This is a genomic window from Bradyrhizobium sp., from assembly GCF_004799405.1.
In the GTDB taxonomy this organism is placed as follows: domain Bacteria; phylum Pseudomonadota; class Alphaproteobacteria; order Rhizobiales; family Xanthobacteraceae; genus Bradyrhizobium.
Genome location: NZ_SSMW01000121.1, coordinates 38,631 through 61,596, shown reverse-complemented (window position 1 = coordinate 61,596; position 22,966 = coordinate 38,631). Strand labels below are relative to the sequence as shown.

General features: G+C 61.3%; 23 protein-coding genes and 1 pseudogene. 12 read left to right on the top strand and 12 right to left on the bottom strand.

Features of this window, described 5'->3' with window-relative positions; genetic code table 11:
* Positions 1 to 29 precede the first annotated feature (29 nt).
* Together E7813_RS18910 and E7813_RS18905 are read left to right on the top strand one after the other, a co-directional pair.
* Positions 30 to 917 carry an NAD(P)-dependent oxidoreductase gene (locus tag E7813_RS18910; protein ID WP_291576449.1) on the top strand — a complete coding sequence of 296 codons (888 nt, stop codon included), beginning with the start codon at positions 30 to 32 and terminating at the stop codon, positions 915 to 917.
* A gap of 50 nt (positions 918 to 967) precedes the next feature.
* On the top strand, positions 968 to 2,041 hold the full coding sequence (locus tag E7813_RS18905) for an amidohydrolase family protein (RefSeq protein WP_291576447.1): 1,074 nt from the start codon (positions 968 to 970) through the stop codon (positions 2,039 to 2,041).
* Positions 2,042 to 2,200: 159 nt separating this feature from the next.
* Here the strand turns inward: E7813_RS18905 and E7813_RS26195 are convergent.
* Positions 2,201 to 2,533, bottom strand: a pseudogene (locus tag E7813_RS26195) (FmdE family protein); the annotation flags it as partial.
* 131 nt (positions 2,534 to 2,664) lie between these two features.
* Here E7813_RS26195 and E7813_RS18900 point away from each other — a divergent pair.
* A complete protein-coding gene (locus E7813_RS18900; protein WP_291576446.1) occupies positions 2,665 to 3,714 on the top strand; it encodes a HoxN/HupN/NixA family nickel/cobalt transporter in 1,050 nt (349 codons plus the stop codon).
* Positions 3,715 to 3,769: 55 nt separating this feature from the next.
* On the opposite strand, the gene maiA is transcribed toward E7813_RS18900, so the two are convergent.
* From maiA to E7813_RS18885, 3 genes are all read right to left on the bottom strand, one after another.
* Positions 3,770 to 4,429, bottom strand: coding sequence for a maleylacetoacetate isomerase (maiA, locus tag E7813_RS18895; RefSeq protein ID WP_291576444.1), 660 nt, complete (start codon positions 4,427 to 4,429; stop codon positions 3,770 to 3,772).
* 52 nt (positions 4,430 to 4,481) lie between these two features.
* The gene (locus E7813_RS18890) at positions 4,482 to 4,661 is read right to left on the bottom strand and encodes a hypothetical protein (protein ID WP_291576442.1); all 180 of its coding nucleotides are present in this window, start codon (positions 4,659 to 4,661) and stop codon (positions 4,482 to 4,484) included.
* A 92-nt stretch (positions 4,662 to 4,753) separates the two neighbouring features.
* Positions 4,754 to 5,605, bottom strand: a complete 852-nt coding sequence (locus tag E7813_RS18885; protein WP_291576440.1) for an alpha/beta fold hydrolase — start codon at positions 5,603 to 5,605, stop codon at positions 4,754 to 4,756.
* A 171-nt stretch (positions 5,606 to 5,776) separates the two neighbouring features.
* Between E7813_RS18885 and E7813_RS18880 the strand changes: the two genes are divergently transcribed.
* The gene (locus E7813_RS18880; RefSeq protein WP_291576438.1) at positions 5,777 to 6,130 is read left to right on the top strand and encodes a hypothetical protein; all 354 of its coding nucleotides are present in this window, start codon (positions 5,777 to 5,779) and stop codon (positions 6,128 to 6,130) included.
* Between the two features lie 151 nt (positions 6,131 to 6,281).
* On the opposite strand, the gene hemC is transcribed toward E7813_RS18880, so the two are convergent.
* Together hemC and E7813_RS18870 are read right to left on the bottom strand one after the other, a co-directional pair.
* Positions 6,282 to 7,265 carry a hydroxymethylbilane synthase gene (hemC, locus tag E7813_RS18875; RefSeq protein WP_291576436.1) on the bottom strand — a complete coding sequence of 328 codons (984 nt, stop codon included), beginning with the start codon at positions 7,263 to 7,265 and terminating at the stop codon, positions 6,282 to 6,284.
* 90 nt (positions 7,266 to 7,355) lie between these two features.
* The gene (locus E7813_RS18870) at positions 7,356 to 10,502 is read right to left on the bottom strand and encodes a multidrug efflux RND transporter permease subunit (RefSeq protein WP_291576434.1); all 3,147 of its coding nucleotides are present in this window, start codon (positions 10,500 to 10,502) and stop codon (positions 7,356 to 7,358) included.
* A 181-nt stretch (positions 10,503 to 10,683) separates the two neighbouring features.
* On the opposite strand from E7813_RS18870, the gene E7813_RS18865 reads away from it, so the two are divergent.
* The 8 genes from E7813_RS18865 (at position 10,684) to E7813_RS18830 (ending at position 17,045) form a co-directional block, all read left to right on the top strand.
* The gene (locus E7813_RS18865; protein WP_291576432.1) at positions 10,684 to 11,463 is read left to right on the top strand and encodes an ABC transporter permease; all 780 of its coding nucleotides are present in this window, start codon (positions 10,684 to 10,686) and stop codon (positions 11,461 to 11,463) included.
* A gap of 3 nt (positions 11,464 to 11,466) precedes the next feature.
* Positions 11,467 to 12,255, top strand: a complete 789-nt coding sequence (locus tag E7813_RS18860; protein ID WP_291576430.1) for an ABC transporter permease — start codon at positions 11,467 to 11,469, stop codon at positions 12,253 to 12,255.
* A gap of 10 nt (positions 12,256 to 12,265) precedes the next feature.
* A complete protein-coding gene (locus E7813_RS18855) occupies positions 12,266 to 13,051 on the top strand; it encodes an ABC transporter ATP-binding protein (RefSeq protein ID WP_291576429.1) in 786 nt (261 codons plus the stop codon).
* 67 nt (positions 13,052 to 13,118) lie between these two features.
* Entirely contained in the window at positions 13,119 to 14,177 is a 1,059-nt protein-coding gene (locus E7813_RS18850; protein WP_291576427.1) for an ABC transporter substrate-binding protein, read from the top strand.
* Between the two features lie 72 nt (positions 14,178 to 14,249).
* Positions 14,250 to 15,563, top strand: coding sequence for a histidinol dehydrogenase (gene hisD, locus E7813_RS18845; protein ID WP_291576426.1), 1,314 nt, complete (start codon positions 14,250 to 14,252; stop codon positions 15,561 to 15,563).
* Positions 15,564 to 15,668: 105 nt separating this feature from the next.
* Entirely contained in the window at positions 15,669 to 15,848 is a 180-nt protein-coding gene (locus E7813_RS18840) for a hypothetical protein (RefSeq protein ID WP_291576424.1), read from the top strand.
* A 29-nt stretch (positions 15,849 to 15,877) separates the two neighbouring features.
* Positions 15,878 to 16,090: a hypothetical protein gene (locus tag E7813_RS18835; RefSeq protein ID WP_291576422.1), complete on the top strand. Its 213-nt coding sequence runs from the start codon at positions 15,878 to 15,880 to the stop codon at positions 16,088 to 16,090.
* Positions 16,091 to 16,124: 34 nt separating this feature from the next.
* Positions 16,125 to 17,045, top strand: coding sequence for a TAXI family TRAP transporter solute-binding subunit (locus E7813_RS18830; RefSeq protein WP_291576420.1), 921 nt, complete (start codon positions 16,125 to 16,127; stop codon positions 17,043 to 17,045).
* 64 nt (positions 17,046 to 17,109) lie between these two features.
* Here the strand turns inward: E7813_RS18830 and E7813_RS18825 are convergent, their stop codons facing one another.
* The 6 genes from E7813_RS18825 to E7813_RS18800 form a co-directional block, all read right to left on the bottom strand.
* Positions 17,110 to 17,331, bottom strand: a complete 222-nt coding sequence (locus tag E7813_RS18825; RefSeq protein WP_291576418.1) for a hypothetical protein — start codon at positions 17,329 to 17,331, stop codon at positions 17,110 to 17,112.
* 231 nt (positions 17,332 to 17,562) lie between these two features.
* A complete protein-coding gene (locus E7813_RS18820; RefSeq protein WP_291576416.1) occupies positions 17,563 to 18,438 on the bottom strand; it encodes an MBL fold metallo-hydrolase in 876 nt (291 codons plus the stop codon).
* Positions 18,439 to 18,522: 84 nt separating this feature from the next.
* Entirely contained in the window at positions 18,523 to 20,145 is a 1,623-nt protein-coding gene (locus E7813_RS18815; protein WP_291576414.1) for an ABC-F family ATP-binding cassette domain-containing protein, read from the bottom strand.
* A 197-nt stretch (positions 20,146 to 20,342) separates the two neighbouring features.
* A complete protein-coding gene (locus E7813_RS18810) occupies positions 20,343 to 21,092 on the bottom strand; it encodes an ABC transporter permease (protein ID WP_291576412.1) in 750 nt (249 codons plus the stop codon).
* Positions 21,093 to 21,160: 68 nt separating this feature from the next.
* Complete coding sequence (locus tag E7813_RS18805; RefSeq protein ID WP_291576410.1) at positions 21,161 to 21,961, bottom strand: ABC transporter ATP-binding protein; 801 nt, start codon at positions 21,959 to 21,961, stop codon at positions 21,161 to 21,163.
* On the bottom strand, positions 21,958 to 22,947 hold the full coding sequence (locus E7813_RS18800; protein ID WP_291576408.1) for an ABC transporter substrate-binding protein: 990 nt from the start codon (positions 22,945 to 22,947) through the stop codon (positions 21,958 to 21,960). Before E7813_RS18800 ends, E7813_RS18805 begins: the two co-directional genes overlap by 4 nt.
* Positions 22,948 to 22,966 lie beyond the last annotated feature (19 nt).

The following is a 22,966-nucleotide window of genomic DNA, read 5'->3' as shown; positions in this document are numbered from 1 at the left end:
CCATCCACCCCTTGAATTGAGGTTGTCACATGAAGATCGGCGTATGCGGAACCGGACGAATGGGATCAGCGATTGCACAGCGGTTGATGTCGGTCGGCCATGACGTCGGCGTCTGGAATCGCAATCCGGCAAAAACCAAACCCCTTGTCGACGCCGGCGCAAAGCTGTTCGCGTCCCCCGCCGAGCTTGTGGAGGGTTGCGAAGTCACCGTCGTGATGCTGCTCAACGATGCCGCAACCGAGGCGGTCTACCGCGCACCGAACGGCATCCTCAAAGCGAAACTCGCCGGCAAGCTCGTGATCGACATGAGCACGGTGCGCCCGGACACCATGAAATCGGCGGGTACCGCCGCGCTGCGGGAAGGCGCAGCCTTCGTCGAATGCCCGGTGGGCGGAAGCGTCGCTCCGGCGAAGGAAGGCAAGCTGCTTGGCCTGGTCGGCGGTAGCGAGGCCGATGTGGCGAGGGCGATGCCGATCCTGCAGCAGCTATGCCGCCGCATCGAACATGTCGGCGACCTCGGCTCGGGCTCGACGATGAAACTCGCGGTCAACCTGCCGCTGCTGGTCTACTGGCAGGCGCTTGGCGAGGCCTTGACCATCTGCAAGCCGCTCAATCTTCCAGCCGAGCGGTTGATCGATATCCTGACCGACACGTCGGGCGCACCGACCGCCATGAAAGGACGCGGCCCGGTAATCGCCAGGGTGCTGGGCGGCGCACCGTTGGGGGAAACCGCATTCGGCCTCAATGCCGCGAAAAAGGATCTCGCATGCGCGGTTCAATTCGCGGCTTCGATCGACGCCGAGCTTCCGGTCACCGCGAGCGCGCTGGCCTGCTATGAGGAAGCCGAAGCGGCCGGCCTCGGCGATGCCGATGCAACCGCGGTTTCAACCCGCTGGGGTCAGCGGCCCAAATCCTGAACCACCGAAACGCATGTCCCGAATAGCCACCTCAACAGCAGGGTAATTCCATGATCGACGCCAAGAACCGCTATGGCCGCACCGCCGCCCGCATCCATGACGCCGACGGCCTCGCCCGCCGCCCGTCATCGCCCACGATCGACATTCACGCCCACATCGTCGTCCCGCAGGCGGCCAAGCTGGCGCAGCCGCATATCGACATCAGGCGGATTCCGCTGGCGCATTTTGCCGATGCCGCCAGCAAGGAGATCAATGCGCAACAGGAGAAGGACGTCGCCGAGGTCATGACCACGATCGACAAGCGCTTGACCCACCTCGACAGCATGGGCATCGACATTCAGGTCGTCGCTCCCGCGCCGGGCCAGTGTTACTACTCGATCGACCCCGGGATCGCGGAGACCGCCCATCGCCTCGCCAATGACGGCGTGGTGGAGTTTTGTTCGCGCAAGCCCGACCGTTTCGTCGGGCTCGGCGTCGTTACCCTGCAGGAGCCGGAGCTCGCCGTCCGCGAACTCGACTATGTCATGAACACCCTGAAACTGAAGGGTGTCGAGATCCTGACTAACGTCGCCGGCCAGGAATTGTCCGATCCGAAATTCAGGCCGTTCTTTGCCCGGGCCGAGCAACTCGGCGCCTTCATCATGATGCATCCGAACGGCTTCACCCATGGCGAGCGCCTGACCCACTTCTATTTCAACAACGTGCTTGGCAATCCGCTGGAGACGACGCTGGCGTTGCACAACCTGATCTTTTCGGGAACGCTGGCGCGCTTTCCCGATTTGAAATTGATGGCGGTGCACGGCGGCGGCTATCTGCCCGGCTATTCCGGGCGGATAGATCACGCCTGGGGCGCGCGGCGCGATTCCCACGGCGAGCTGCCGCTGCCGCCGACGACCTACCTGCGGCAGGTCTATCTCGACACGGTGGTATTCACCTATCACCAGCTCGCTTATCTGATCGACGTGTTCGGCCCCGACCGTATCGTGATGGGCACCGACTACCCGTTCGACATGGCCGAATATAATCCGATCGGGCATATCGCGGGCGTGCAGGGGATGGACGAAGCGACGCTGGCCCAGATCGCCGGCGGCAACGCGGCCAGGGTGCTGGGCCTCGATGTCTAGACTCCTTATGGCGCCGGCTCGACGGTGAACAGCCCGTCCTCCTTCATGACGGCATCCCAGCGTCCACGCGGGTCGAGATCCTTGTTCATGGGCCCGAGCCTGGCCAAATCGGCCGTCGGGATCGTGTATTTGAAACCCGGCCCGCCCGCCCGTGCGTGGACGAATGACGATGACCGCCAAAGCGCCGTCCGGGGCTTTCTCCGGCGCGATGGTCAGACTGCGCTGGCCGACAGACGCATAGGTGGCAATCGCAATGCCATCGGCGAAGCACGCACAGGGTGACTTGTCGCTGTCGTAATAGGTGACCGCAAGCTCGCGCGGCTGCGACTTCAGCCGTGCGGTGGCGTCCAGCCCGATCTTGATGCCGAGCGGGATGAAGGCGCCGAAAGCGCCATGGACCCGGGCGCCGAGCGTAATCCATTCGTCGGGCGTCTCGGCCAGCGCCGGGGATGCCACCAGGACAAGGAGGGCAAAAGCGATATATTTTTTCATCGGGCAGGCCTAAAATCACATCTTGTGGACGGGATTGATGGTCATCCCTGTGCGTTACGGCAGCGTAGTAACAATCCCGGCCGATGGAAAGAAACGCCGGCGCTGCCAACGGGATTGAAAAGGCTATACGCGTGCTGCCAAATCCATTCGACGATCGGCCATCCCGTATCGCGACCAAGGTTGCGATAACCTATGGCTTGCTGGTGGCGGCGAACATCGCGGCCTGGGTTTGGGCATTGATTGCTTTTGCGGACGCGCCGGCGTTACTCGGGACGGCCCTGCTGGCCTACATGTTCGGGCTTCGGCACGCCTTCGATGCCGACCATATCGCGGCCATCGACAACGTCGTTCGCAAGCTCATTCAGGACGGAAAGTCACCCTACTCGGCAGGCTTCTTCTTTTCGCTCGGACATTCCACCATCGTCGTTCTCGCCTCCATTGCCATCGCCGTTGCGACGGTGGCCATGCAGAGCAGGCTTGAAGCATTTCATGTGGTCGGCGGCGCGATCGGAACGGCTTCATCCGCGGTGTTTTTGCTGGTCATCGGCATCGCCAATCTCTTCATCCTGAGAAGCATATGGTCGGTTTTCGTTCGCGCCCGCCGCGGCGAGCGGATCGTCGATGAAGACCTCGATGTACTTTTGGCCGGGCGAGGCCTGCTGGCGCAAATCTTCCGTTCCGTGTTTCGCGCGGTATCGCGATCCTGGCACATGTACCCGATCGGTTTTCTTTTCGGCCTCGGCTTCGATACCGCGACAGAGATCGGCTTGCTCGGCATCTCGGCCACCCAGGCCGCGCAGGGCATTTCATTCTGGAGCATCCTGGTCTTCCCTGCCCTGTTCACCGCCGGCATGTCGCTGATGGACACCACCGACAGCGCGTTGATGACCGGGGCTTACGGCTGGGCCTTCGTGAATCCGGTCCGAAAGCTCTGGTACAACCTCACGATCACAGCCGCGTCGGTTGCGGTAGCTCTGTTCATTGGCGGCGTGGAAGTTCTCGGCCTGATCGCCGGCAAGCTTGGGCTCGCAGGCGGGTTCTGGGGCTTGATTGCCGGCCTCAACGACAACCTTGCGAATTTCGGCTTCGCCGTTGTCGGCATTTTTATCGCGAGCTGGATTATTTCTGCCGTGGTGTACCGGGCCAATGGCTACGACGGCACCCAGGCCGTGCAGCCGTAATTTGTCCTGCGAACGCAGGGACGACATTGAGAGTGCAGGGACGACGCTGAAAGACTCAAACCAACCGGTTCGCTGTCTTGTATTCCGGCTGCTCGAACGGATGCGAGGTCGCGAAAGCCGGCATTGCGAAGCAACGCTCGGCCAGACGCGAAACCACGGGATAGGCGCCGAGTTCAAGCTTGAGGTAATGCGCGCCCACCACCTGGCCGGCGATGCAGATGTCCGCAAGGCCCGGCTCGGCGCCGAGAGCGAATGGCGCCGGAGCGCGCTGCGCGAGCAACCGCTCGTAGGTCGCGAGCCCTTCGACAGTCCAGTGCTTGCCCCACTCCTCGATCGCCCCGGCATCGGCGCCGAAGGTCGTGGCGAGATGATTGCGGACGCGCGGTACCGTCAGCGGATGCACGTCGGCGATCGTCGTCAGCGCCAGCGAGCGCGCATAGGCCCGCTCTTTGATGTCGCCGGGTATCAGCTTCGGCGTGGGCTGGATGTCGTCGAGATATTCGATGATCGCCAGCGACTGAAAGATCGAATGGCCATCATGAATGAACGTCGGCACCACGCGTTCGGCATTGACGGCCTTGTAGCCAGGCTCGAATTGTTCGCCGGAGAGAATGTCGATGGGGATTTCCTCGAATGGCAATCCCTTGAGCCTGAGCGCTACCCTTACGCGGAATGATGCGATCGACCGCCAAAATCCATAAACCGTTATACTCATCGGAAGTCCCCCTTGCCGTGACCCGCGCCGCGAATGCCGATCGGACGACCCTTCACTGCGCCGGCGTTTCGATGGTGTTGCAGTTGGTCCGTCCCGACATCAGGCAATCCTGCATTTTGCTCGCCGCGGTCAGTTCATGGGCCAGCCATACTCCGACGACCAGCAGGACGACCGCGATGGCAAGCCCCGCAAGTGCGGTGTGCCGGTTGCCGCCTTGATCGGGTTCGTCCATCAGAACTCCTGCATCTCGAAAAAACAGACTATAAGGATTTCTATGGCGCGCCAATTCAGATTGCTGCACTCGCCGGCAGCAAGCGCCCACGATTAATCGATGTTGGGATCGCTGTGGCTGCCGTAGCCGCTGCTCGGGTCCAACACCACCGGCGGGGCGTCGGAGGGACGCAACTCACTGGCGTTATTCTGCCCCAGGAATTTATCGAGGGTCGCCTGGATTTTCTCCTTGACGCTGTCGGGGCCGCGGTCGCTCATCTGGACGTGCTGCGCGTCGGTCTGGACCACTTCGATACCGGCCGCCTTCGATGCGGCCTTGTCGGGGACCACGCCGGGATCGGGCTTCCAGTCATTGGAACGGAACGACAGGATCTTGGGCCCATGCATCACGAACGGCACCCTCAGATTGTCGAGGGTGACGACCCGCTGCACCATGTCAGGATGTTCCTTGGCAAAGAACATCGAGATATCGCCGCCGTTGGAATGGCCGACCAACGTCAGATGGTCATAGTCGGCGTGGGGCTGGATCTTCTTCAACTGATCGATCGCGAACAGGATGTTCTGCTCGCCGCGCTGATAGACCGGAAGCCGGCCGACATAGGGCGATCCTTTCACGGTCATCAGCGGCGCATCGGTCGGCAGATCGTGCTGGATGCTGGCGACGAAATAACCCCGCGCCGCCAGCACGTTTGCGAGAAAGGAATATTCTGTGTACTTGACGGTGTTGCCGTGGCTGATAATCGCCACAGGCATGGTTATATATCCCGCATCGGCCTTCAACTCGTTGTCCCACCGCACTGCAATATCGACGTCAACGGGACGGTTGCGGGCGGTATCCACCAGGTTGAGCGTCTCGTGCCTGATGGCGAATTTGCTGAACGCGAAATAGCCGCCGATGGCAACAACCACCAAAACGCATACCGCTATGAGCCATCCGCGCTTCATTCTGTCACCTGAAAAAATGCCTGCGAGGAACCTCCCGGCTTGGCAGCGGTTAACGAACCAGCCCTGACAATCGCCGGCCCGTTGGAAAACACTAGACGAAAACACTGAACCATGGGCATTCGTTCCCGCACTAGCCGATTTGCTCATATCCTGGAGCGGGTTGGCCTTGCCATGGCCGGCGCGTCTTGCGGGCTGTTTGTTGCGGCGCACTTGGGCCGAACCGGCATTGAAATATTAACCTCGCTCGCCGCGATCTTCGCCATGACGATCTATGGCGCCGTCGGGTTTTACCTCGGGATCGATATTCCTCCGCACGCCGCCCTCGCCGGAAGGACGGATCCCGCCGAACTTTTCAGCGCGATCGGGACGTTCCTTGCCACGATCGCCGCTTTCATTTCGGTCTTTATCATCGTCGTCGACGGCGATCCTGCCTTGCTCTGGACGATGGTGATTGGAGCCTTTTGGCTGCTCGGCGTCACGCTGCAAATCATTGCCGGCGCAATTGCGCGAACCCGCGCCTGCTAGCCGCATCTTGGAGTGTCGGCGCCGGAAAGGTCCTGGCGCGCTTCGACCGGGGGCACCTCGCCGTCTCAGCGGTCTCGACGATCCGGCCGCCGCCCATGAAGAGAACCCGGTTCGCCACACTCAGGGTGCGCTGACTTAGAGTGCGCTGACTTCAAGGCTCGAGTCGCGTACGCGCGATGATTTCGGCGGCACCCTTGTCCAGCAGTTCAAGCCCGACCGCACGACCCAACTCCCTCGGGCGTTCGGCCGGACCGCTGTGCGTCACTTCGATGAACTGCTGCCCGGTCTCATCCAGCAACGACGCGGTCAGCGTCATTTGCGGGCCGTCGATGGTGGAATAGGCTGCAATCGGCGAATTGCAGTGGCCGTTGAGCACCCATAATACCTCGCGCTCGGCGTCGCAGCTTGCATGCGCGGCGGGGTCGTCTATCAGGGAAAGATAGCTTCGCGTCTGCCAATCGCCGGCGGCGCATTCCACCGCGACGATGCCCTGCCCTGCCGCCGGCAGCATCTCCCGGGTTGAAAAATCATAAGCGATGCGATGGGCGAGGCCGATGCGTTCCAACCCGGAGCGCGCCATGATCAATCCATCGGCCGGACCGGCCTCGCCGCCGCCGGGCAAGCGCTGCCTCTCGCCGGAATCGAGCTTCCGAACCCTGGTGTCGGCGGCGCCACGAAAGTGAATAACCTCCACTTCCGGAAACAGCCGCCGCAGGTAGGCTGCACGCCGCACGGCATTGGTGCCGATCTTGAAGCCCTTGCCCCCCGAGCGCCCGATATCCTCGATTGAAACTCCAGCGCGCAGTACCAGCGCATCGGCCGGCGGGGCGCGCACCAGCGTCGCGCCGATCACAAGGCCCGGCGTGTCTTCATTGCCGGGCATGTCCTTGAGCGAATGCATCGCGGCGTGCAGTTCGCCTGACCTGACCGCGGCGCGAATTTCAGCGACGAAAGCGCCGCCCTTGCCGCCATGCATCAGCAGCTTGCCGGTCTGGTCGGTATCCCCCACGGTTTCGAACCTGACGATCTCGACCTCAAGGTCCGATGCAACGACCGACAGGCGCCGCGCAATGTCCTCGGTCTGGGCAATCGCCATCGTGCTCTTGCGGGTACCGATACGCATCGAAACTGCCACCACCGGCGCTCCATTCCATAACCGCGCAAAGGATCGCGGCTTGCTCGGAGGCAGATTAAGACCAGCCCTCGCCGGAATGCAAACGGCGGGCTATTCCGCAGCGTGCTTTTGCTCATCATATGGAATGTCCAGCCGGGAGTGATCGGCCTTGTCGGACCGCGCCCAGCGCGACAACGCATTGGAAAGGTTGTCGAGATAGAGGTACACGACCGGCGTCGTGAACAGCGTCAGCGCCTGGCTGACGATCAGGCCCCCCACCATCGCATAGCCGAGCGGCTGGCGGATTTCCGAACCGGTGCCGGTGCCCAGCATCAGCGGCACGCCGCCGAGCATCGCCGCCATGGTCGTCATCATGATCGGGCGAAACCGCAGCAGCGCCGCCTTGCGAATCGATTGTTTCGGCGACATATGCTCGTCGCGCTCGGCCGCGATCGCAAAGTCGACCATCATGATACCATTCTTCTTGACGATGCCGATCAACAAAATGATGCCGATCAAGGCGATCAGGCTGAAGTCGAATCCGAACGCCATCAGGATCGCGAGCGCGCCGACGCCGGCCGAAGGCAGCGTGGAGAGAATGGTGAGCGGATGAATGTAGCTTTCATAGAGAATGCCGAGGATCAAATACACCACGACCAGGGCGGCCATGATCAGCAACGGAACGGTGCCGAGCGACTGCTGGAACGCCTGTGCGGTGCCCTGGAAGCTGGAGTTGAGCGTGGCCGGTGCATCCAGATCGATCACCGATCTCTGGATCGCCTCGGTTGCCTGCCCGAGCGCCACGCCCTGCGCGAGATTGAAGCTGATCGTAATCGCCGGGAACTGACCCTGATGGCTGATGGAAAGCGGCCGCACCGGAACCGTCGTCCATTTTACGAACTCGGATAGCGGCACCTGATCGCCCGTGGTCGGTGACTTGATATAGAGCTTGTTGAGGGTGTCGAGATTACCCTGCAGTTCCGGGAGGATTTCCAGGATCACGTGATAGGAATTGAGCTGGGTGAAATACTGGGTGACCTGACGCTGGCCGAACGCGTCGTAGAGCGTGTCATCGATCAACTGCGGGTAGATGCCAAAGCGCGAGGCGGTGTCGCGGTCGATCGTCAGCGTCAGCGTGGTACCCCGGGTCTGCTGGTCGGTAGCAACGTCACGCAACTCGTGCAGGGTCTGCATTCGGGCCAGAATTTTCGGCGCCCACTCGTTCAACTCGTCGAGGTTGGCGTCCTGCAGCGTGTATTCGAACTGCGTGCGTGTCGCGCGACCGCCGAGGCGCACGTCCTGCGACGCCTGCATGAACAGGCGCGCACCCTCGACCTTTTCGGCCTGCGGACGCAGCCGCGCGATGATCTGCTGCGCGTCGGATTTGCGTTCGTCGCGCGGTTTCAGCGTAATATACAGGCGGCCCGTGTTGAGGGCGCTGCCGCCGCCACCGATGAACATGGCGATACTGTCAACATCGGGATCGTTCTGCACGATGTTGCCGAGTTCCTCCTGGTGGCGTTTCATGTCCGCAAAGGAAATGTCCTGACCTGTCTCGGAGGTTGCGGTGAGAAAGCCGTTGTCCTGCTGCGGAAAGAAACCCTTGGGAATGATAACGAACAGATAAACCGACAATGCCAGCGTCGCGAAGAAAATCGCGAGTGTCGTCAGGCTCCAGCGCAAAGCTAGGTCCAGACCGCGCTCATAGGAACGGAGCATGGCGTCGAACGCACGCTCGCTCCATTGATAGAATCGGCCGTGTTTCATGTCCTTGTGCGCGCGAAGGAAGCGTGAGGCCATCATCGGCGTCAGCGTCAGGGACACCACCAGCGATACGAAAATGGCCATCGCCAGCGTCACCGCGAATTCGCGGAACAGGCGGCCGATGATGCCGCCCATCAGCAGCAGCGGAATCAGCACCGCGACCAGCGAAACACTGATCGACACGATCGTGAACCCGATTTCGCTGGCGCCCTTGAACGCCGCCGCCAGCGGTTTGTCGCCTTCCTCGATATAGCGCGTGATGTTTTCCAGCATCACGATGGCGTCGTCGACGACGAAGCCGACCGCGATCGTCAGCGCCATCAGCGACAGATTGTCGAGCGTATAGCCGAATGCCCACATCAGGGAACACGCGCCAAGCAGCGCCAGCGGCACCGTGACGCTCGGGATGATCGTCGCCCATACGCTTCGCAGGAAGATGAAGATCACCATCACCACCAGCGCGATGGTGATCAACAGCGTAAACTGCACGTCTTCGACGGCGGCGCGAATTGTCAGGGTGCGATCGCTGATAATCTTGATCTTGATGGCGGGCGGAATGGCGGCAATCAGCCTCGGCAATTGCGCCTTGATGCGGTCGACGGTGTCGATGACGTTGGCGCCGGGCTGCTTGAAGATAACGAGAAACACACCGCGCTTGCCGTCGGCCCAGGCCGCCTGCTTTACGTCTTCAGGACCTGACACGGCCTGGCCGATGTCGCGGATCCTGAGCGGGCCGCCATTGCGATAGGCGATGATGACATCGTTCCAGCCCTTCGGGTCCAGCATCTGGTCGTTGGCATAGATTGTATACGCGCGCTTGTCGCCGTCGATATTGCCTTTCGGGCTGTCGACCGTCGTAATCGCGATCTGGTTGCGGATGTCTTCCAGCGACAGGCCCTTGGCGACCAGTTTCGCCGGATCGATCTGAACGCGAATCGCCGGCTTTTGCTGGCCGCCGATGAATACCTGGGCCACGCCGGCGATCTGGCTGATCTGCTGCGCAAGCTGGGCGTCGGTGCCGTCGCTGACTTCGGTCAACGGCAACGTGTCGGATGTCGCCGACAACAGCAGGATCGGCGAGTCGGCTGGGTTGACCTTGCGGTAGGTCGGCGGCGAAGGAAGATTCTTCGGCAACTGGCCGCTCGCGGCATTGATGGCCGCCTGGATGTCATTGGCCGCGCCATCGATGCTCCGGTTCAGATCGAACTGGATCGTGACGGCGGTGGAGCCTAGCGAACTCGTCGACGTCATCTGGGCGATACCGGGGATTTGCGCCAGTTGCCGTTCCAGCGGCTGCGCCACCGACGATGCCATGGTCTCGGGGCTGCCGCCGGGCAGCGACGCGGAAACCTGGATGGTCGGAAAGTCGACCTGGGGCAGCGGCGCGACGGGAAGCAGCGGATAGGCGACCAGGCCGACAAACAGAATGCCCGCCATCAGCAGTGAGGTTGCAATCGGGTATCGGATAAATGGCGACGAGATGCTTTCGTCCATGCACGATCACCCCTTGGCAGCGTTGCTCCGAGCCTCGATCGCGTTCCGCAATGCGCCGAGGTTTCAGGCTGCATCTTGATGTGCATTTACCCGCGGCCAGAATATCCGCGGTGCGTTGACAAACCAGACGTTCGGAAGGCAAATGAATGCGACTTTATGATAACGGGCTCGGGAACGAACGATGAGCGGGCATCGGCGAATTTGGGCCGGATGGGCGACGCTCGCGGGGCTCGTGTTATTCTGGTTCGGATTGACGACATGGACGGGGATCGTCTCGGCAGGACGCTTTCCATCGCCCGCGGCCTTTTGGCTTTCACTGGTTCAGATCATGACGCGCGGCTACGCGGGGGGACAGCTTGTCACCCATGCGTGGCACAGCCTCGAACTTGTCGCGATGGGATTTCTCGTCGCCATCGCCACCGGCGTGCCGCTGGGCCTGTGGATAGGCTGGAGCCGGCGCGCTGAAGCGGCAATCAACCCGGTATTCCTGATCATCCGGCCGATCCCGCCACTGGCCTGGATCCCGCTGGCGATATTGTGGCTGGGCCTCGGCGACGCGGCCAAGATCATGGTGATCTGGTTTGCCGCCTTCGTGCCATCCGTGATCAACACGTTTAGCGGCGTCCGCACCATCGAACGGCCGGTGATCGAGGCGGCGCAGATGCTGGGAACGCCGCTCTGGCGATTTGTCATCGAGATTCTTTCGCCGGCGGCCGCACCCATGATCTTCACGGGAATGCGGCTGTCGTTGCAGGCGGCCTGGACCACGCTTGTCGCGGCCGAGCTTGTCGGCGCGCTGGTGGGAGTTGGGGTTGTCCTCAACGTGGCGCAGCAGGACATCTATCCGGGCATGATCCTGGTCGGGATGCTGACGGTCGGCGTGTTGGGCTTTGCCACGACCTGGCTGCTGAGCCGCGTGGAGCATCGGGTGCTGGCCTGGAACGTTGCGGCAAAGGATTGAGCGATGAGCGGCCGGCCTCTCAGTTTGGGCGAAACCATTGCGTGGGGCCTGGCCGGCCTGATCCTGTTTCTTGGCATCTGGACGACGCTTTCGATCTCGGGCCTCGTGCCGCGACAATTTTTGCCCACGCCGCTGGGGGTCATCACGCGCTTCGTTCAGCTTCTGACCACGCCATTTGCCGGTGCCACCTTGCCGCAACATCTTGCGTCCAGTTTCCAGCGATATTTATCCGGCATGATGCTGGCCGCGCTGGTCGGGGTTCCCCTCGGGCTTTTGATGGGATGGTTCAGGCTGCTGGACGACATCCTGTCGCCGATCTTCGAAGGGCTTCGTTTTATCGCGCCCATTGCCTGGGTGCCGTTTGCCGCGCTGTGGTTCGGCACCGGGATCGGCGGGCCGGTAATGATCATCTTTGCCGGCGCCTTTCCACCCTGTCTGATCAATGCCTATCGTGGGGCTCGTTTCGTCGATCCGCGCCTGATCGAGGCTTCGCAAATGCTCGGCACCGGCCATTTGCGCACGATCCTGGAAGTTCTGCTGCCGGCTTCGATTCCCTCGATTGTCGCCGGACTGCGCGTCGCCGCCGGCCTTGGCTGGCAATCGCTGGTAGGCGCGGAGCTGATCGTCGCGGCAGCCGGCGTCGGCTTCATGATGGTGCAGGCCCAGGCCAATGTTTCCACACCCACGGTGATGACCGGAATGATCGCGATCGGGATCGCAGGGATGCTGATCGATGTGTTGTTGCGGTACGGCGAGGCGCTGATCCTGCGCCGGCGCGGACTGGTCGTTTAAGGGAATCGCCGTGGGCTCGATCCGTTTCGACAGCGTGAACAAGGTTTTTGGCGGCGTGAAAGCGCTCGATGACATCAATCTCGAAATCGCCGAGAAGGAATTCGTCGCTATTGTCGGCCCGTCAGGCTGCGGCAAAACCACATGCCTGCGTATCGTCGCTGGATTCGAAACCCCGACCTCGGGCATTGTCAGCGTCAACGGCAAACGTGTCACGGCCCCCGGACCAGACCGCGCGGTGGTTTTTCAGCAATTCGTCCTCTTCCCCTGGAAGACCGTCCGGCAGAATATCGACCTTGGGCTGCGCAACAAGAATTTCGCCGGCGACGAACGAGAGCGGCTTATCCGGAGCGTTCTGGATTTGATGAACCTTGAAAGCTACGCCGATGCGTTTCCGCACCAATTATCCGGCGGCATGCAGCAGCGCGTGGCGATTGCCCGCGCCTATGTGCTCGACCCGGAGGTGCTGTTGATGGACGAACCCTTCGGAGCGCTGGATGCGCAAACCCGTGTCCTCATGCAGGAAGAACTGGTCCGGCTCAGTCGCGTCAATCCGCGAACCGTGCTATTTATCACCCACTCGGTTGAGGAAGCGGTTTATCTCGCCGACCGCGTTGCCATCATGACCCGGAGGCCCGGCCGCATCAAGGAAGTGCTCGACATCAAAACCGTCCGTAATGAGGAACGCTGGAATCGCTTCCAAAGGATCGAAGACGTGATGGATCTCGATTCCTTTATCCATTTGCGCACCCACGTTTGGAAATCTCTGAGAGAGGAGAAACGTGAAGATCGGCAATAGTCTTACACTGGACGGCTCGATGCCATCCGGTTCCTCGCGTCAAAAACAAAACCCGGAAGGAAACACCATGATCTCGAAGGCAATCAGGAGTGCTGCCGCGGCAGTCATTATCGTGAGCGGGTGTGCGCTCCCGTCCGTTACCCGGGCGCAAACCGCAATCGGTGTCAGCTATCAGCCATCGCTGTATTGGGCGCTGCCCTTCCACTACGCCAACGTTAAGGGCTGGTGGAAGGAGGTTGGTCTTGTGCCCAATTTCTCGACGTTCCCGGCAGGCGCGCCCCAGATCGCGGCATCGGCGGCAAAATCGTGGGATGTTGGCGGAACCGGGTCGGTGCCAGCCGTGCTCGGCGCGGTGCGCTTCAATATCCTGACCATCGGAATTACCAACGATGAATCCAAGGCCAACGCCATGCTGGTGCGTGGCGACAAGTTCGACGCCATCAAAGCCAATCCGCAACTTCTCAAAGGCCAGCGTCTGCTGCTGACGACGAATTCCACCGTGGACTACGCTTCACGAAAGTGCCTGACAAAATTCGGACTCGCGCAAAACGACATGCAGTTTGTCAATCTCGGCCAGGCGCAGATCATAACGGCGCTGACGTCGAACAACGGAGACATCGCCGGGGTCTGGGCGCCGAACACCTACACCCTGGAGGACCAGGCCAACGCCAAATACCTGTGTTCAGGCGCCGATGCCAATGCCGTCGTTCCCGGAGCACTGGTGGTACGGGCCGATTTCGCCAAGGACCATCCGGACGATGTCGCAAAATTCCTCGCGGTGTTTTTGCGCGGCTGGTCCTGGGCCAAGGCCAATCCCGCCGAAGCACGCACGCTGGCGCTTGATTTCTACAAGCAGGGCGGTCTTGAGGTGACCCCGCGCGCGATGGACCAGGAATTCGCGCTGCGGCCGGTTTTCTCGCTTGATGAGCAACTCAAGATCATGTCGCGCGCCGGCGGCGCATCGACCGTCGACGGCTGGTTCGCCGAAATCGGAAAGTTCCTCACCGATGTCGGAACGATACCGTCCAGCCCGGATCCCAAGGAGTATATCAAGGATGACTTCCTGAAGCGCGTCGCGGCCGACCCCAAGCTGCGCGCCTTCGCAACGGAATTCGACAAGAAGTGATTATCGGCCGGCCCGGCGCAAGATCCGCCGGGCCTGCCTGACCCTATGCCATCGCTGGAAGAGGCCCGCCGGATGTCCGTCACTTATCTGAAGAAGGCCGCAAAAACCCCCGAAACCGAATCCGGCGCGGCGCGTATCGTGGTTGCTGAAATGCTGGCGGCGATTGAAACCGGCGGCGAGCGGGCCGTGCGCGACTACGCCCTCAAGCTCGACAAATGGTCGGGCGATATCGTGCTGGACCAAACGGCGATCGAACGGCAAACCCGCGATATTCCAAAAGCGGTGAAGGATGACGTCACCTTTGCCGTGAGCCAGGTACGGCGCTTTGCCGAAGCCCAGCGTGCTTCGGTTCATGATTTTACGCTGGAGATCGCGCCCGGCCTTGAGCTCGGACAGAAGCTCGTCCCGGTCAATACCGCAGGATGCTATGTTCCCACCGGCCGCTACGCCCACATTGCCTCCGCCTACATGTCGGTCGCCACCGCCAAGGCGGCGGGGGTCAAGACCGTCATCGCCTGCTCAGCGCCATACCGGGACCGGGGTATCCACCCTCACGTCCTGTACGCGATGCATATCGCCGGCGCCGACATCATTATGTGCCTCGGTGGGGTTCAGGCCATCGCCGCCATGGCGAACGGTCTTTTTACCGGACGCAAGGCCGACATCGTCGTCGGTCCCGGCAACAAGTTCATCGCCGAGGCCAAGCGCATGCTGTTCGGCAAGGTCGGCATCGACGTCTTTGCCGGTCCGTCCGAAGTCGCTGTCATCGCCGACGACAGCGCCGATCCGCTCATTGTTGCGACCGATCTGGTCGGACAGGCGGAACACGGCCACGAAAGTCCGGCGTGGCTGATCACGTCATCGTCCCGCATAGCTGACGAAGTCGCCCGTCTGGTTCCTCGCCTCATTGCAAATTTACCTGCGACCGCGCGCGATGCCGCCGGCGCTGCATGGCGGGACTATGGCGAGATCGTGCTATGCGACACCAACGAGGAAATCGCCGAAGTCTCGGATTCATATGCCTGCGAGCACCTGGAAGTTCATTGCGATGATCTCGACTGGTGGCACGCACGTCTCACCAATTATGGGTCTCTGTTCCTTGGCGAAGAGACCAACGTCGCGTTCGGCGACAAGGTATCGGGACCGAACCATATTCTTCCGACGAAGCTCGCGGCGCGTTATTCGGCCGGCCTGTCCGTGCATAAATTCCTCAAGCCGCTGACCTGGCAGCGCATGAACCGGGAAGCGTGCAAGCTGATCGCGCCGGTCGCCGCACGCATCTCGCGTCTCGAGGGCATGGAAGCACACGCCCGCACCAGCGATGTCCGCATGGACAAATATGCGCCGGGCTCCAATGTCGATCTCGGTTCGCCTGTCGAGGCCTGAGGGCCTTTTTCCGGCTTGCGCCGCGGGATCATGGGGCTTGCGCAGCGCCCAGGGTTGCGAAACACTTGCCGCGTAGCGTCAGTTGCAAAACAGGAACGGGTTTACATGAGTGAGCCAAAAGACACGGAAACCGCCGCCAGCAAGTTCGATGACAAGCTTCAGAAGCTTATCAAGCGAGCCAGAAAGCAGCACGGGATGCTGTGGCCCTCGGTGGTTTCCAAACTTGAGCTGGCTCGCGCCGATGTCCGGTCGATGATCAAGGTTTATGAATCAGGACCGAAATGACGTCCTTATCCCCTGCTTGAGATCCTGCGATGATCAAGGCAACCAAGTTTTTTCGAAAGCAGGCCGAGAAGGCCGAGCGAATGGCGCAGGCCACGCCGGACCAAGAAGCTTCGCAAAATCTGTCGAACCTGGCGCAAGCGTATCGCAGCCAGGCGGCCGCGCTGAAGAAAAACGAGAAGAAGTCCGCCAAGAGCAAGAAGAAGTCCGGCAAGAAGCCAGGCAAGGTGAAGGGGCGCGCGTAACGTGATACCAAAAACGGTTGGATGCGTTGCGCTGTTGAGTTTGGCCGTTCTCGGGCACCCGCCGGTAAGGGCTCAAACCACCGTGCCCGTGACGCTGATGACGGCAGGCGACGGCAGTGCGTTCCTGCCATACGGCCAGGGTATCGTCACCTATCTTGCGTCCAAGGGCATCACCGTCGAGATCAAGAAAAGTGCCGGCTCCAACGAGAACCTGTCTGCCGTCGACGCGCTTGCCACGACCATCGGCGCCGCCTTCATGGGCTCGGCCTATGATGCCGTGAACGGCACCGGCTGGGCGATGGGACACAAGCACGAGAACCTGCGTGCGTTGTTTCCGATGTACGATACCTCGTTCCAGATTGCAGCGCTGCGCAAAAGCGCGATTGGTTCGCTCGCCGACCTTGACGGCAAAAAGGTCGGCGTCGGCCCGGCAAAAGGTCCAGCGGAGGTGTTCTTCCGGGCCGCCGCCGAAATCGCACATGTCAAACCGATCATCGTCAACGGCGATCCGGCCCTGCTGGTAAGACTCGTGACCTCCGGCGAGATCGACGCGCTCTGGCAAGGCGCCGTGGTACCCATTCCGTCGCTTGGCGAAGTGGCCAATCAGGCCGACGCCGTGATATTCGGGCTCTCCGACGCCGAGGTCGCCGCGATGCTGGCGAAATTCCCGCAGCTTGCGGCGACGACCGTTCCAGCCGGAACCTACAAGGGGCAAGCAACCGAAATCAAAAGTGTCTCGGCGTGGAATTTTGTCGTCGCCAACAAGGATCTGCCGGTCGATACGGCCTACGCGATCACCAAGGCGGTGCTGTCGGCGAACGACCCGAAATCGCAAATCTATCCGACCGCCGCCGGCACCCTCGCCGTCAATGCTGCCAGGAACCGGATCATGCCGTTCCATCCGGGCGCGATGCGGTTCTATGCCGAAGCCGGCGTCAAGCTTCCATCGCCGTGAAGTTTGACCGGGCCGCCGGTCGCGCAGGGGTCTACCCGCAAAGCAACGGTAAAGGATGAGACACTTACCGCTGCGTATTGTGTATCAAGGCCGAAACGGGGCTCGCGGGAAACAATGAAGCCGGTGAAAAATACCAGATTCTGGTGACCACGATCACAACAACCAGGAGCCAGAAAGTGTACTGACCGACAGCACTTAAAATGACCGAGGCAGCATTCGGCTGCCTCTCATCCGATGCTGCCCCGGGCAAGGGCTCGCCGTAAGGTTCAAATTCTTGGATCGACATCCTGGTCACTCCGGCAACTCCAGCGCGTTGTCCGCACCTCGCTAATGTCGCTAGAATTGCCGCCAAAACAATGGGTCCGGCTTTTCGAAATTTGGCCAAAGGCAGACACTTTCTGCTCCTTTTTCAGTCCGGAATAGATGATTCTCTGCCGCCCGATTACAGATCGAAAATCCGGTCGGGCCCCTGCAGAAAGAAGGCGATTACGGCGGTGGCACGCCGGAGTGTAGGCGGTCAATCGCGCTTGAACCGGTAATTGAAACGATCCCCATCGGCCGTAACCAGGCCCACGGTCGGTGTCGGGAAATGAATCGGCAGAATGAGCGTATCGGTTTCCGCGACCGAGGACAGGAATTTCCGGCGCGACTGCGCCGATTGCTTGGCATCCCAATCCGGCGTTGCCGACCAGTCCGGCTCCCGGCACTGGATCACGTGGTGCATCATGTCGCCGGTCACGACCGCGCGCTGTCCGCGGGAGAAAATGTTGACGCAGCAATGGCACGGCGAGTGCCCGGGCGTCGGCGTCAACGTGATGGTATCGTCGAGGGCGTAATCATCGTCGACCAGAAGCGCCTGGCCTGCTTCCACGATCGGCAGGCAATTGTCCCGGAACACCGTTCCGGGCGGATTGGCCCCCCGCGCACTCTCCGCTTCCCAGGCCGCATATTCGCCCTTGTGAAATATGTATTTCGCGTTCGGGAACGTCGGCACCCAGCGTCCATCACGCAGGGTAGTGTTCCATCCGGTATGGTCGATGTGAAGATGGGTACAGAACACATAGTCGATCTTGTCGTAAGTGACCCCGAGCGCAAACAGCTCGTTTCGCCAGCGCTCCTTGCCGGGAAAATCGAACGGCGGCGGATGACCCTTGTGCTCACCGGTGCAGGTGTCCACCAGGATGGTGTGGTGCGGCGTTCGGACCACGAAGGTCTGGTAGGTGATGACGATCATGCCCAGCGCCGCGTCGAACACCTCCGGCTCCATCGAGGGCAGATGCTTCCTGAACACCGCCTCGTCATAGGCCGGGAAGAAATCCTGCGGCCGCCGCCACGGGCCTTCGCGTTCAATCACCGCGTCGATGGTGATGTCGCCGATCCTGATCTGCCTCATCCTTGCTTTCCCCTGGAATGGTTGAGGCGAACCTAGCGGGAGGCCGTCGATCCTTCAAGCCGCGCGCCGCTCTGCTTACCGGAATCAGCTACGCAAACCCGGAGCCTCGTGGCCGGTGCGCGCCACATATTCCGTGTAGCCGCCGCCATACTGATGAATACCCTCGGGCGTTAGTTCGAGCACCCGATTGGACAGGGCGGCGAGAAAATGCCGGTCATGCGAGACGAACAGCATGGTGCCCTCGTATTCCGACAGCGCCGCGATGAGCATTTCCTTGGTCGCCATGTCCAGATGGTTGGTGGGCTCGTCCAGCACCAGGAAGTTCGGCGGGTCGTAGAGCATCATCGCCATCACCAACCGCGCCTTCTCGCCACCCGAAAGCACCCGGCATCTCTTTTCCACGTCGTCGCCGGAGAAACCGAAGCAGCCCGCCAGCGCACGCAACGAACCCTGCCCCGCTTGCGGGAACGCGTCCTCCAGCGACTGGAATACCGTACGCTCGCCATCCAGCAGATCCATGGCGTGCTGCGCGAAGTACCCCATCTTCACGCTGCCACCCAGCGATACCGTGCCGTCGTCCGGTTGCGCGGCGCCTGCCACCAGTTTCAGCAGCGTGGACTTGCCGGAGCCGTTGATGCCCATCACGCACCAGCGTTCCCTGCGGCTCACCATGAAGTCCAGTCCCTGATAGATGGCGCGGTTGCCATAACCCTTGTCCACTTTCTTCAGGCTCACCACGTCTTCGCCCGAGCGAGGGGCCGGCGGAAAATCGAAAGACACCGTCTGGCGGCGCCGCGGCGGTTCCACTCGCTCGATCTTGTCCAGCTTCTTTACCCGGCTCTGCACCTGCGCTGCGTGCGAGGCGCGCGCCTTGAAGCGCTCGATGAAATTGATTTCCTTCGCCAGCATCGCCTGCTGGCGTTCGAACTGGGCCTGCTGCTGCTTTTCGCTCAGCGCGCGCTGCTGCTCGTAGAATTCGTAATTGCCCGAATACGCCGTCAGCGCGCCGCCGTCGATCTCCACCACCTTGGTGACGATGCGGTTCATGAACTCGCGGTCGTGCGAGGTCATCATCAGTGCGCCCTCGTAACCCTTGAGGAATCCCTCCAGCCAGATCAGGCTCTCGAGGTCGAGGTGGTTACTCGGCTCGTCCAGGAGCATGGCGTCGGGGCGCATGAGAAGGATACGGGCCAGCGCCACGCGCATCTTCCAGCCGCCCGACAGCGCGCCGACATCCGCCTCCATCATCTCCTGACTGAAGCTCAGCCCCGCGAGCACTTCGCGCGCCCGCCCTTCCAGGGCGTAGCCGTCCAGTTCCTCGAAGCGCCCTTGCACCTCACCGTAACGCGCGATGATCTCATCCATCTCCTCCGCCCTGCCGGGGTCTCCCATGGCGGCCTCCAGTTCCTTCAGTTCGGCGGCAACCGCGCTGACAGGGCCGGCGCCGTCCATCACCTCGGACACGGCACTGCGGCCGGACATCTCGCCCACGTCCTGGCTGAAATAGCCGATGGTGACACCCCGATCGACGGCGACCTGCCCTTCGTCGGGCTGCTCCTGGCCCGTGATCATCCGGAACAGCGTCGTCTTGCCGGATCCGTTGGGACCGACGAGGCCAACCTTCTCGCCCTTCTGGAGCGCCGCCGAGGCCTCGATGAAGAGGATCTGATGACCATTCTGCTTGCTGATGTTGTCGAGACGAATCATAATTCACAGGCGTTCGGGAAAAGTTGCGGCCGCTCTTAGGCCATATGGCGCATCCAGGGAAGAACAAAACCGTCAATCGCGGCGCGAACCGCGGCCTGGTTTTGGCGTCCGCAAATGTCGATTGTAGCGATGGGAGCACCAGGGCTCGACCATCGGACCGACGGGTCAAATTGCGATTTGGCCGGTATCGGCTTCAGTCAGGTATTATCAATGCCTTCACGGAGCAAACCCCATCGCATTGTCGTGCGCTGTTCGATCGGTCGCAGCAACAGACGATCGAGTAAAAGCCAAACGATCCCTATGCTCAGCATGCCCACAACGATGCGGGCGGACTGGAAATATTGCTGGGCGTTGAAGATCTGGTAACCGATGCCGTCCGTGCTGGCGATCATTTCGCCGCCGACCAGCGAACGAAACCCAAAGGCGATCCCAAGACGGATACCTGTCATCAAATTAGGCAAGGTGGCCGGAAATATGATGTGACGGATGATGGCTGCGCGCCCCGCACCCAGTGTTTGCGAGGCCTCGATCAGCACCGGCTGAATCAGCCGGATCCCGGTCAGCAGGTTGTGCAGAATCGGAAAAAATACCGACATGACGATGATAAAGATGACGGCGCCCTTGCCCAGTCCGAACCAGAGAATTGCAAAGGGAATCCAGGCCAGACCGGGAATCGCCTGCAGCAGGTTGACGAGCGGATCAAAAAAATCGCGGCTAACGCTGTGAAGTCCCATCAAATAGCCGAGCGGAAGCGCGATCGCCGCACCGACAAAGAAACCCCAGCACAGGCTGATCAGGCTGACACCGAGGCTGCTCAGCAACACACCGGATTCGAGATCGGTCACGAACGCACGGAAAACCTGGAATGGCGATGGAAACAGCACGCTCGGCCAGATATCCAGCACGGAGAGTACCTGCCAGATCAAAACGCCGACGGCGAACGGCATGATCTCCTTGATCAGCCAGGCCAGCCACCATGCTGTCAGCGGCAGCCGCGACGACGGCGCGGATGCCGTCATGACGACATCTCCACAGGAGCATTGGCGCCGTAAAGCAGGCGCGTCAATTGCTCGCGATAGTCGTTAAAACGCCGCTCGCCCGCAAGCTCATCCCATCGGCGCGGCCGATCCAGCTCAATCTTCATGTCCGCGATCACGCGGCCGGGCCGGCCCGACAGCACGACCACCCGATCCGACAGGAAAACCGCTTCCTCAATCGCATGGGTCACGAACAGCACCGTGGTGCGCTCGCTTGCGGAGATCGCGGTCAGCTCTTCCTGCAGACGTTGCCGCGTCATGGCGTCAACGGCCGCGAAAGGCTCGTCCATTAACAGTATCTTGGGATTGTTCGCCATCGCGCGGGCCACCGCCGCGCGCTGGCGCATTCCGCCGGAAAGATGGTGGGGATACTTTTGTTCGGAGCCCTTAAGGCCGACAAGCTCGATGAATCGCCGCGCGATCTCGGCCCGCTCTTCTTTCTTGATGCCTTTGAGAAGCAGGCCGAACTCCACATTGGCCTGGGTGGTCTTCCAGGGAAACAATGCATATTCCTGAAACACCATGCCACGGTCGGCGCCGGGGCGGGACACCCGCTGTCCGGCCACACTGATCTCACCCGAGTTCGGCTGGTCGAGTCCGGCGACGATCCGAAGCAAGGTGGATTTTCCACATCCCGACGGCCCTATCACCGATACGAATTCATGATGATCGACGGTAATCGAAACCGCCTGAAGCGCTTCGGCCTGGCCGCCGATGTTCGGATCGAAATGCGACTTGCAGATATTGCGGACCGAAAGTAATCCAGCGGCGGTGTTCATTTGAGCAAGTCCGCCGCCCTGGTTTTCAAGTCCGCGGTGACCTTGTCGAGGCTCTTGAGATTCTGGTCGATGTCGATCGGCCTGGAAATCAGGCCCTCGGTCGCAAGATACGCCGACGTGCTCTTGATCGATTGCCGTGTGAAGTCATCGACCAGCGGATCGTAGCTCAGCCATTTGAAAGCCGCGGTGATGTATTTCGGGTCGACCTTGAGAAAGGCCGCCTGGAAAGCCGTCGCTTCCGCCGGATGCTGCCTCAGCCACTGCTGGGACTCCCACAACGCCTCGACGGCGTCGGCGACACGATCGGGATGCGCCTTGGCCCAGTTGTTGGTGATCAGGAAGAAACCGCCGCCCTGGACGTATTGTCCAAGGCGCATCAGCAGCGACGCCTTGCCTTGCATCGTGTCTTCGGTGAGCGTCAGAAACGGCTCCAATCCGACCATGGCGTCGACCGATCCCTGCACCAGCATTTGGCCCATGCTGCCGTAGGACGCGTTGACGCGCTTGACGGCGTCGGCCGGCAATCCAGCCTTGAGCACGACCTGGCTCAGCCCCTGCGCCGGCGCAGTGCCCTGCGGCACGGCCACCGTCTTGCCGCGAAGGTCCGCCGGCGAATTGATGTGAGATTCCTTGCGGACCAGGATGCCGTAGGAATCTCCACCCTTGGCATACATCGCATAGGCCGTGAACGGCAGTTCGGTTGCCCAGGCGACGACGGTGGATTCAATCCCTCCGCCCGACCAGTCCACCTGGTCGGCGGCGAGCGCCTGATTGGCCTGCGCGCCAGTCGCCAGCGGAATTACTTCGACGTCGAAGCCGTGCCGGCGGAAAATCCCGGCTTGAACACCGACGGTGAACGCGGCCTGCGAAGCCGTGGTGAGCACTCCGAGACGAACCTTGGTAGGCGGTGCCGATTGCGCACTCGCCGAATTCAGGATCGCGGCGGATGCAAGCGCCAGCGCGATCCAGAATTTCGATATGGTCATGGCTTTCTCCCGTATGTCT

What these genes read in the sequence shown, in the direction of transcription:
- hisD (WP_291576426.1), top strand. Translation starts at nt 14,250, where the DNA reads ATGTCCGTCACTTATCTGAAGAAGGCCGCAAAAACCCCCGAAACCGAA.
- E7813_RS18910 (WP_291576449.1), top strand. Translation starts at nt 30, where the DNA reads ATGAAGATCGGCGTATGCGGAACCGGACGAATGGGATCAGCGATTGCA.
- E7813_RS18905 (WP_291576447.1), top strand. Translation starts at nt 968, where the DNA reads ATGATCGACGCCAAGAACCGCTATGGCCGCACCGCCGCCCGCATCCAT.
- E7813_RS18820 (WP_291576416.1), bottom strand. Translation starts at nt 18,438, where the DNA reads ATGAGGCAGATCAGGATCGGCGACATCACCATCGACGCGGTGATTGAA.
- E7813_RS18805 (WP_291576410.1), bottom strand. Translation starts at nt 21,961, where the DNA reads ATGAACACCGCCGCTGGATTACTTTCGGTCCGCAATATCTGCAAGTCG.
- E7813_RS18885 (WP_291576440.1), bottom strand. Translation starts at nt 5,605, where the DNA reads ATGAAGCGCGGATGGCTCATAGCGGTATGCGTTTTGGTGGTTGTTGCC.
- E7813_RS18810 (WP_291576412.1), bottom strand. Translation starts at nt 21,092, where the DNA reads ATGCCGTTCGCCGTCGGCGTTTTGATCTGGCAGGTACTCTCCGTGCTG.
- E7813_RS18850 (WP_291576427.1), top strand. Translation starts at nt 13,119, where the DNA reads ATGATCTCGAAGGCAATCAGGAGTGCTGCCGCGGCAGTCATTATCGTG.
- E7813_RS18815 (WP_291576414.1), bottom strand. Translation starts at nt 20,145, where the DNA reads ATGATTCGTCTCGACAACATCAGCAAGCAGAATGGTCATCAGATCCTC.
- E7813_RS18835 (WP_291576422.1), top strand. Translation starts at nt 15,878, where the DNA reads ATGATCAAGGCAACCAAGTTTTTTCGAAAGCAGGCCGAGAAGGCCGAG.
- E7813_RS18840 (WP_291576424.1), top strand. Translation starts at nt 15,669, where the DNA reads ATGAGTGAGCCAAAAGACACGGAAACCGCCGCCAGCAAGTTCGATGAC.
- E7813_RS18860 (WP_291576430.1), top strand. Translation starts at nt 11,467, where the DNA reads ATGAGCGGCCGGCCTCTCAGTTTGGGCGAAACCATTGCGTGGGGCCTG.
- E7813_RS18890 (WP_291576442.1), bottom strand. Translation starts at nt 4,661, where the DNA reads ATGGACGAACCCGATCAAGGCGGCAACCGGCACACCGCACTTGCGGGG.
- maiA (WP_291576444.1), bottom strand. Translation starts at nt 4,429, where the DNA reads ATGAGTATAACGGTTTATGGATTTTGGCGGTCGATCGCATCATTCCGC.
- E7813_RS18800 (WP_291576408.1), bottom strand. Translation starts at nt 22,947, where the DNA reads ATGACCATATCGAAATTCTGGATCGCGCTGGCGCTTGCATCCGCCGCG.
- E7813_RS18880 (WP_291576438.1), top strand. Translation starts at nt 5,777, where the DNA reads ATGGCCGGCGCGTCTTGCGGGCTGTTTGTTGCGGCGCACTTGGGCCGA.
- E7813_RS18870 (WP_291576434.1), bottom strand. Translation starts at nt 10,502, where the DNA reads ATGGACGAAAGCATCTCGTCGCCATTTATCCGATACCCGATTGCAACC.
- E7813_RS18865 (WP_291576432.1), top strand. Translation starts at nt 10,684, where the DNA reads ATGAGCGGGCATCGGCGAATTTGGGCCGGATGGGCGACGCTCGCGGGG.
- E7813_RS18825 (WP_291576418.1), bottom strand. Translation starts at nt 17,331, where the DNA reads ATGTCGATCCAAGAATTTGAACCTTACGGCGAGCCCTTGCCCGGGGCA.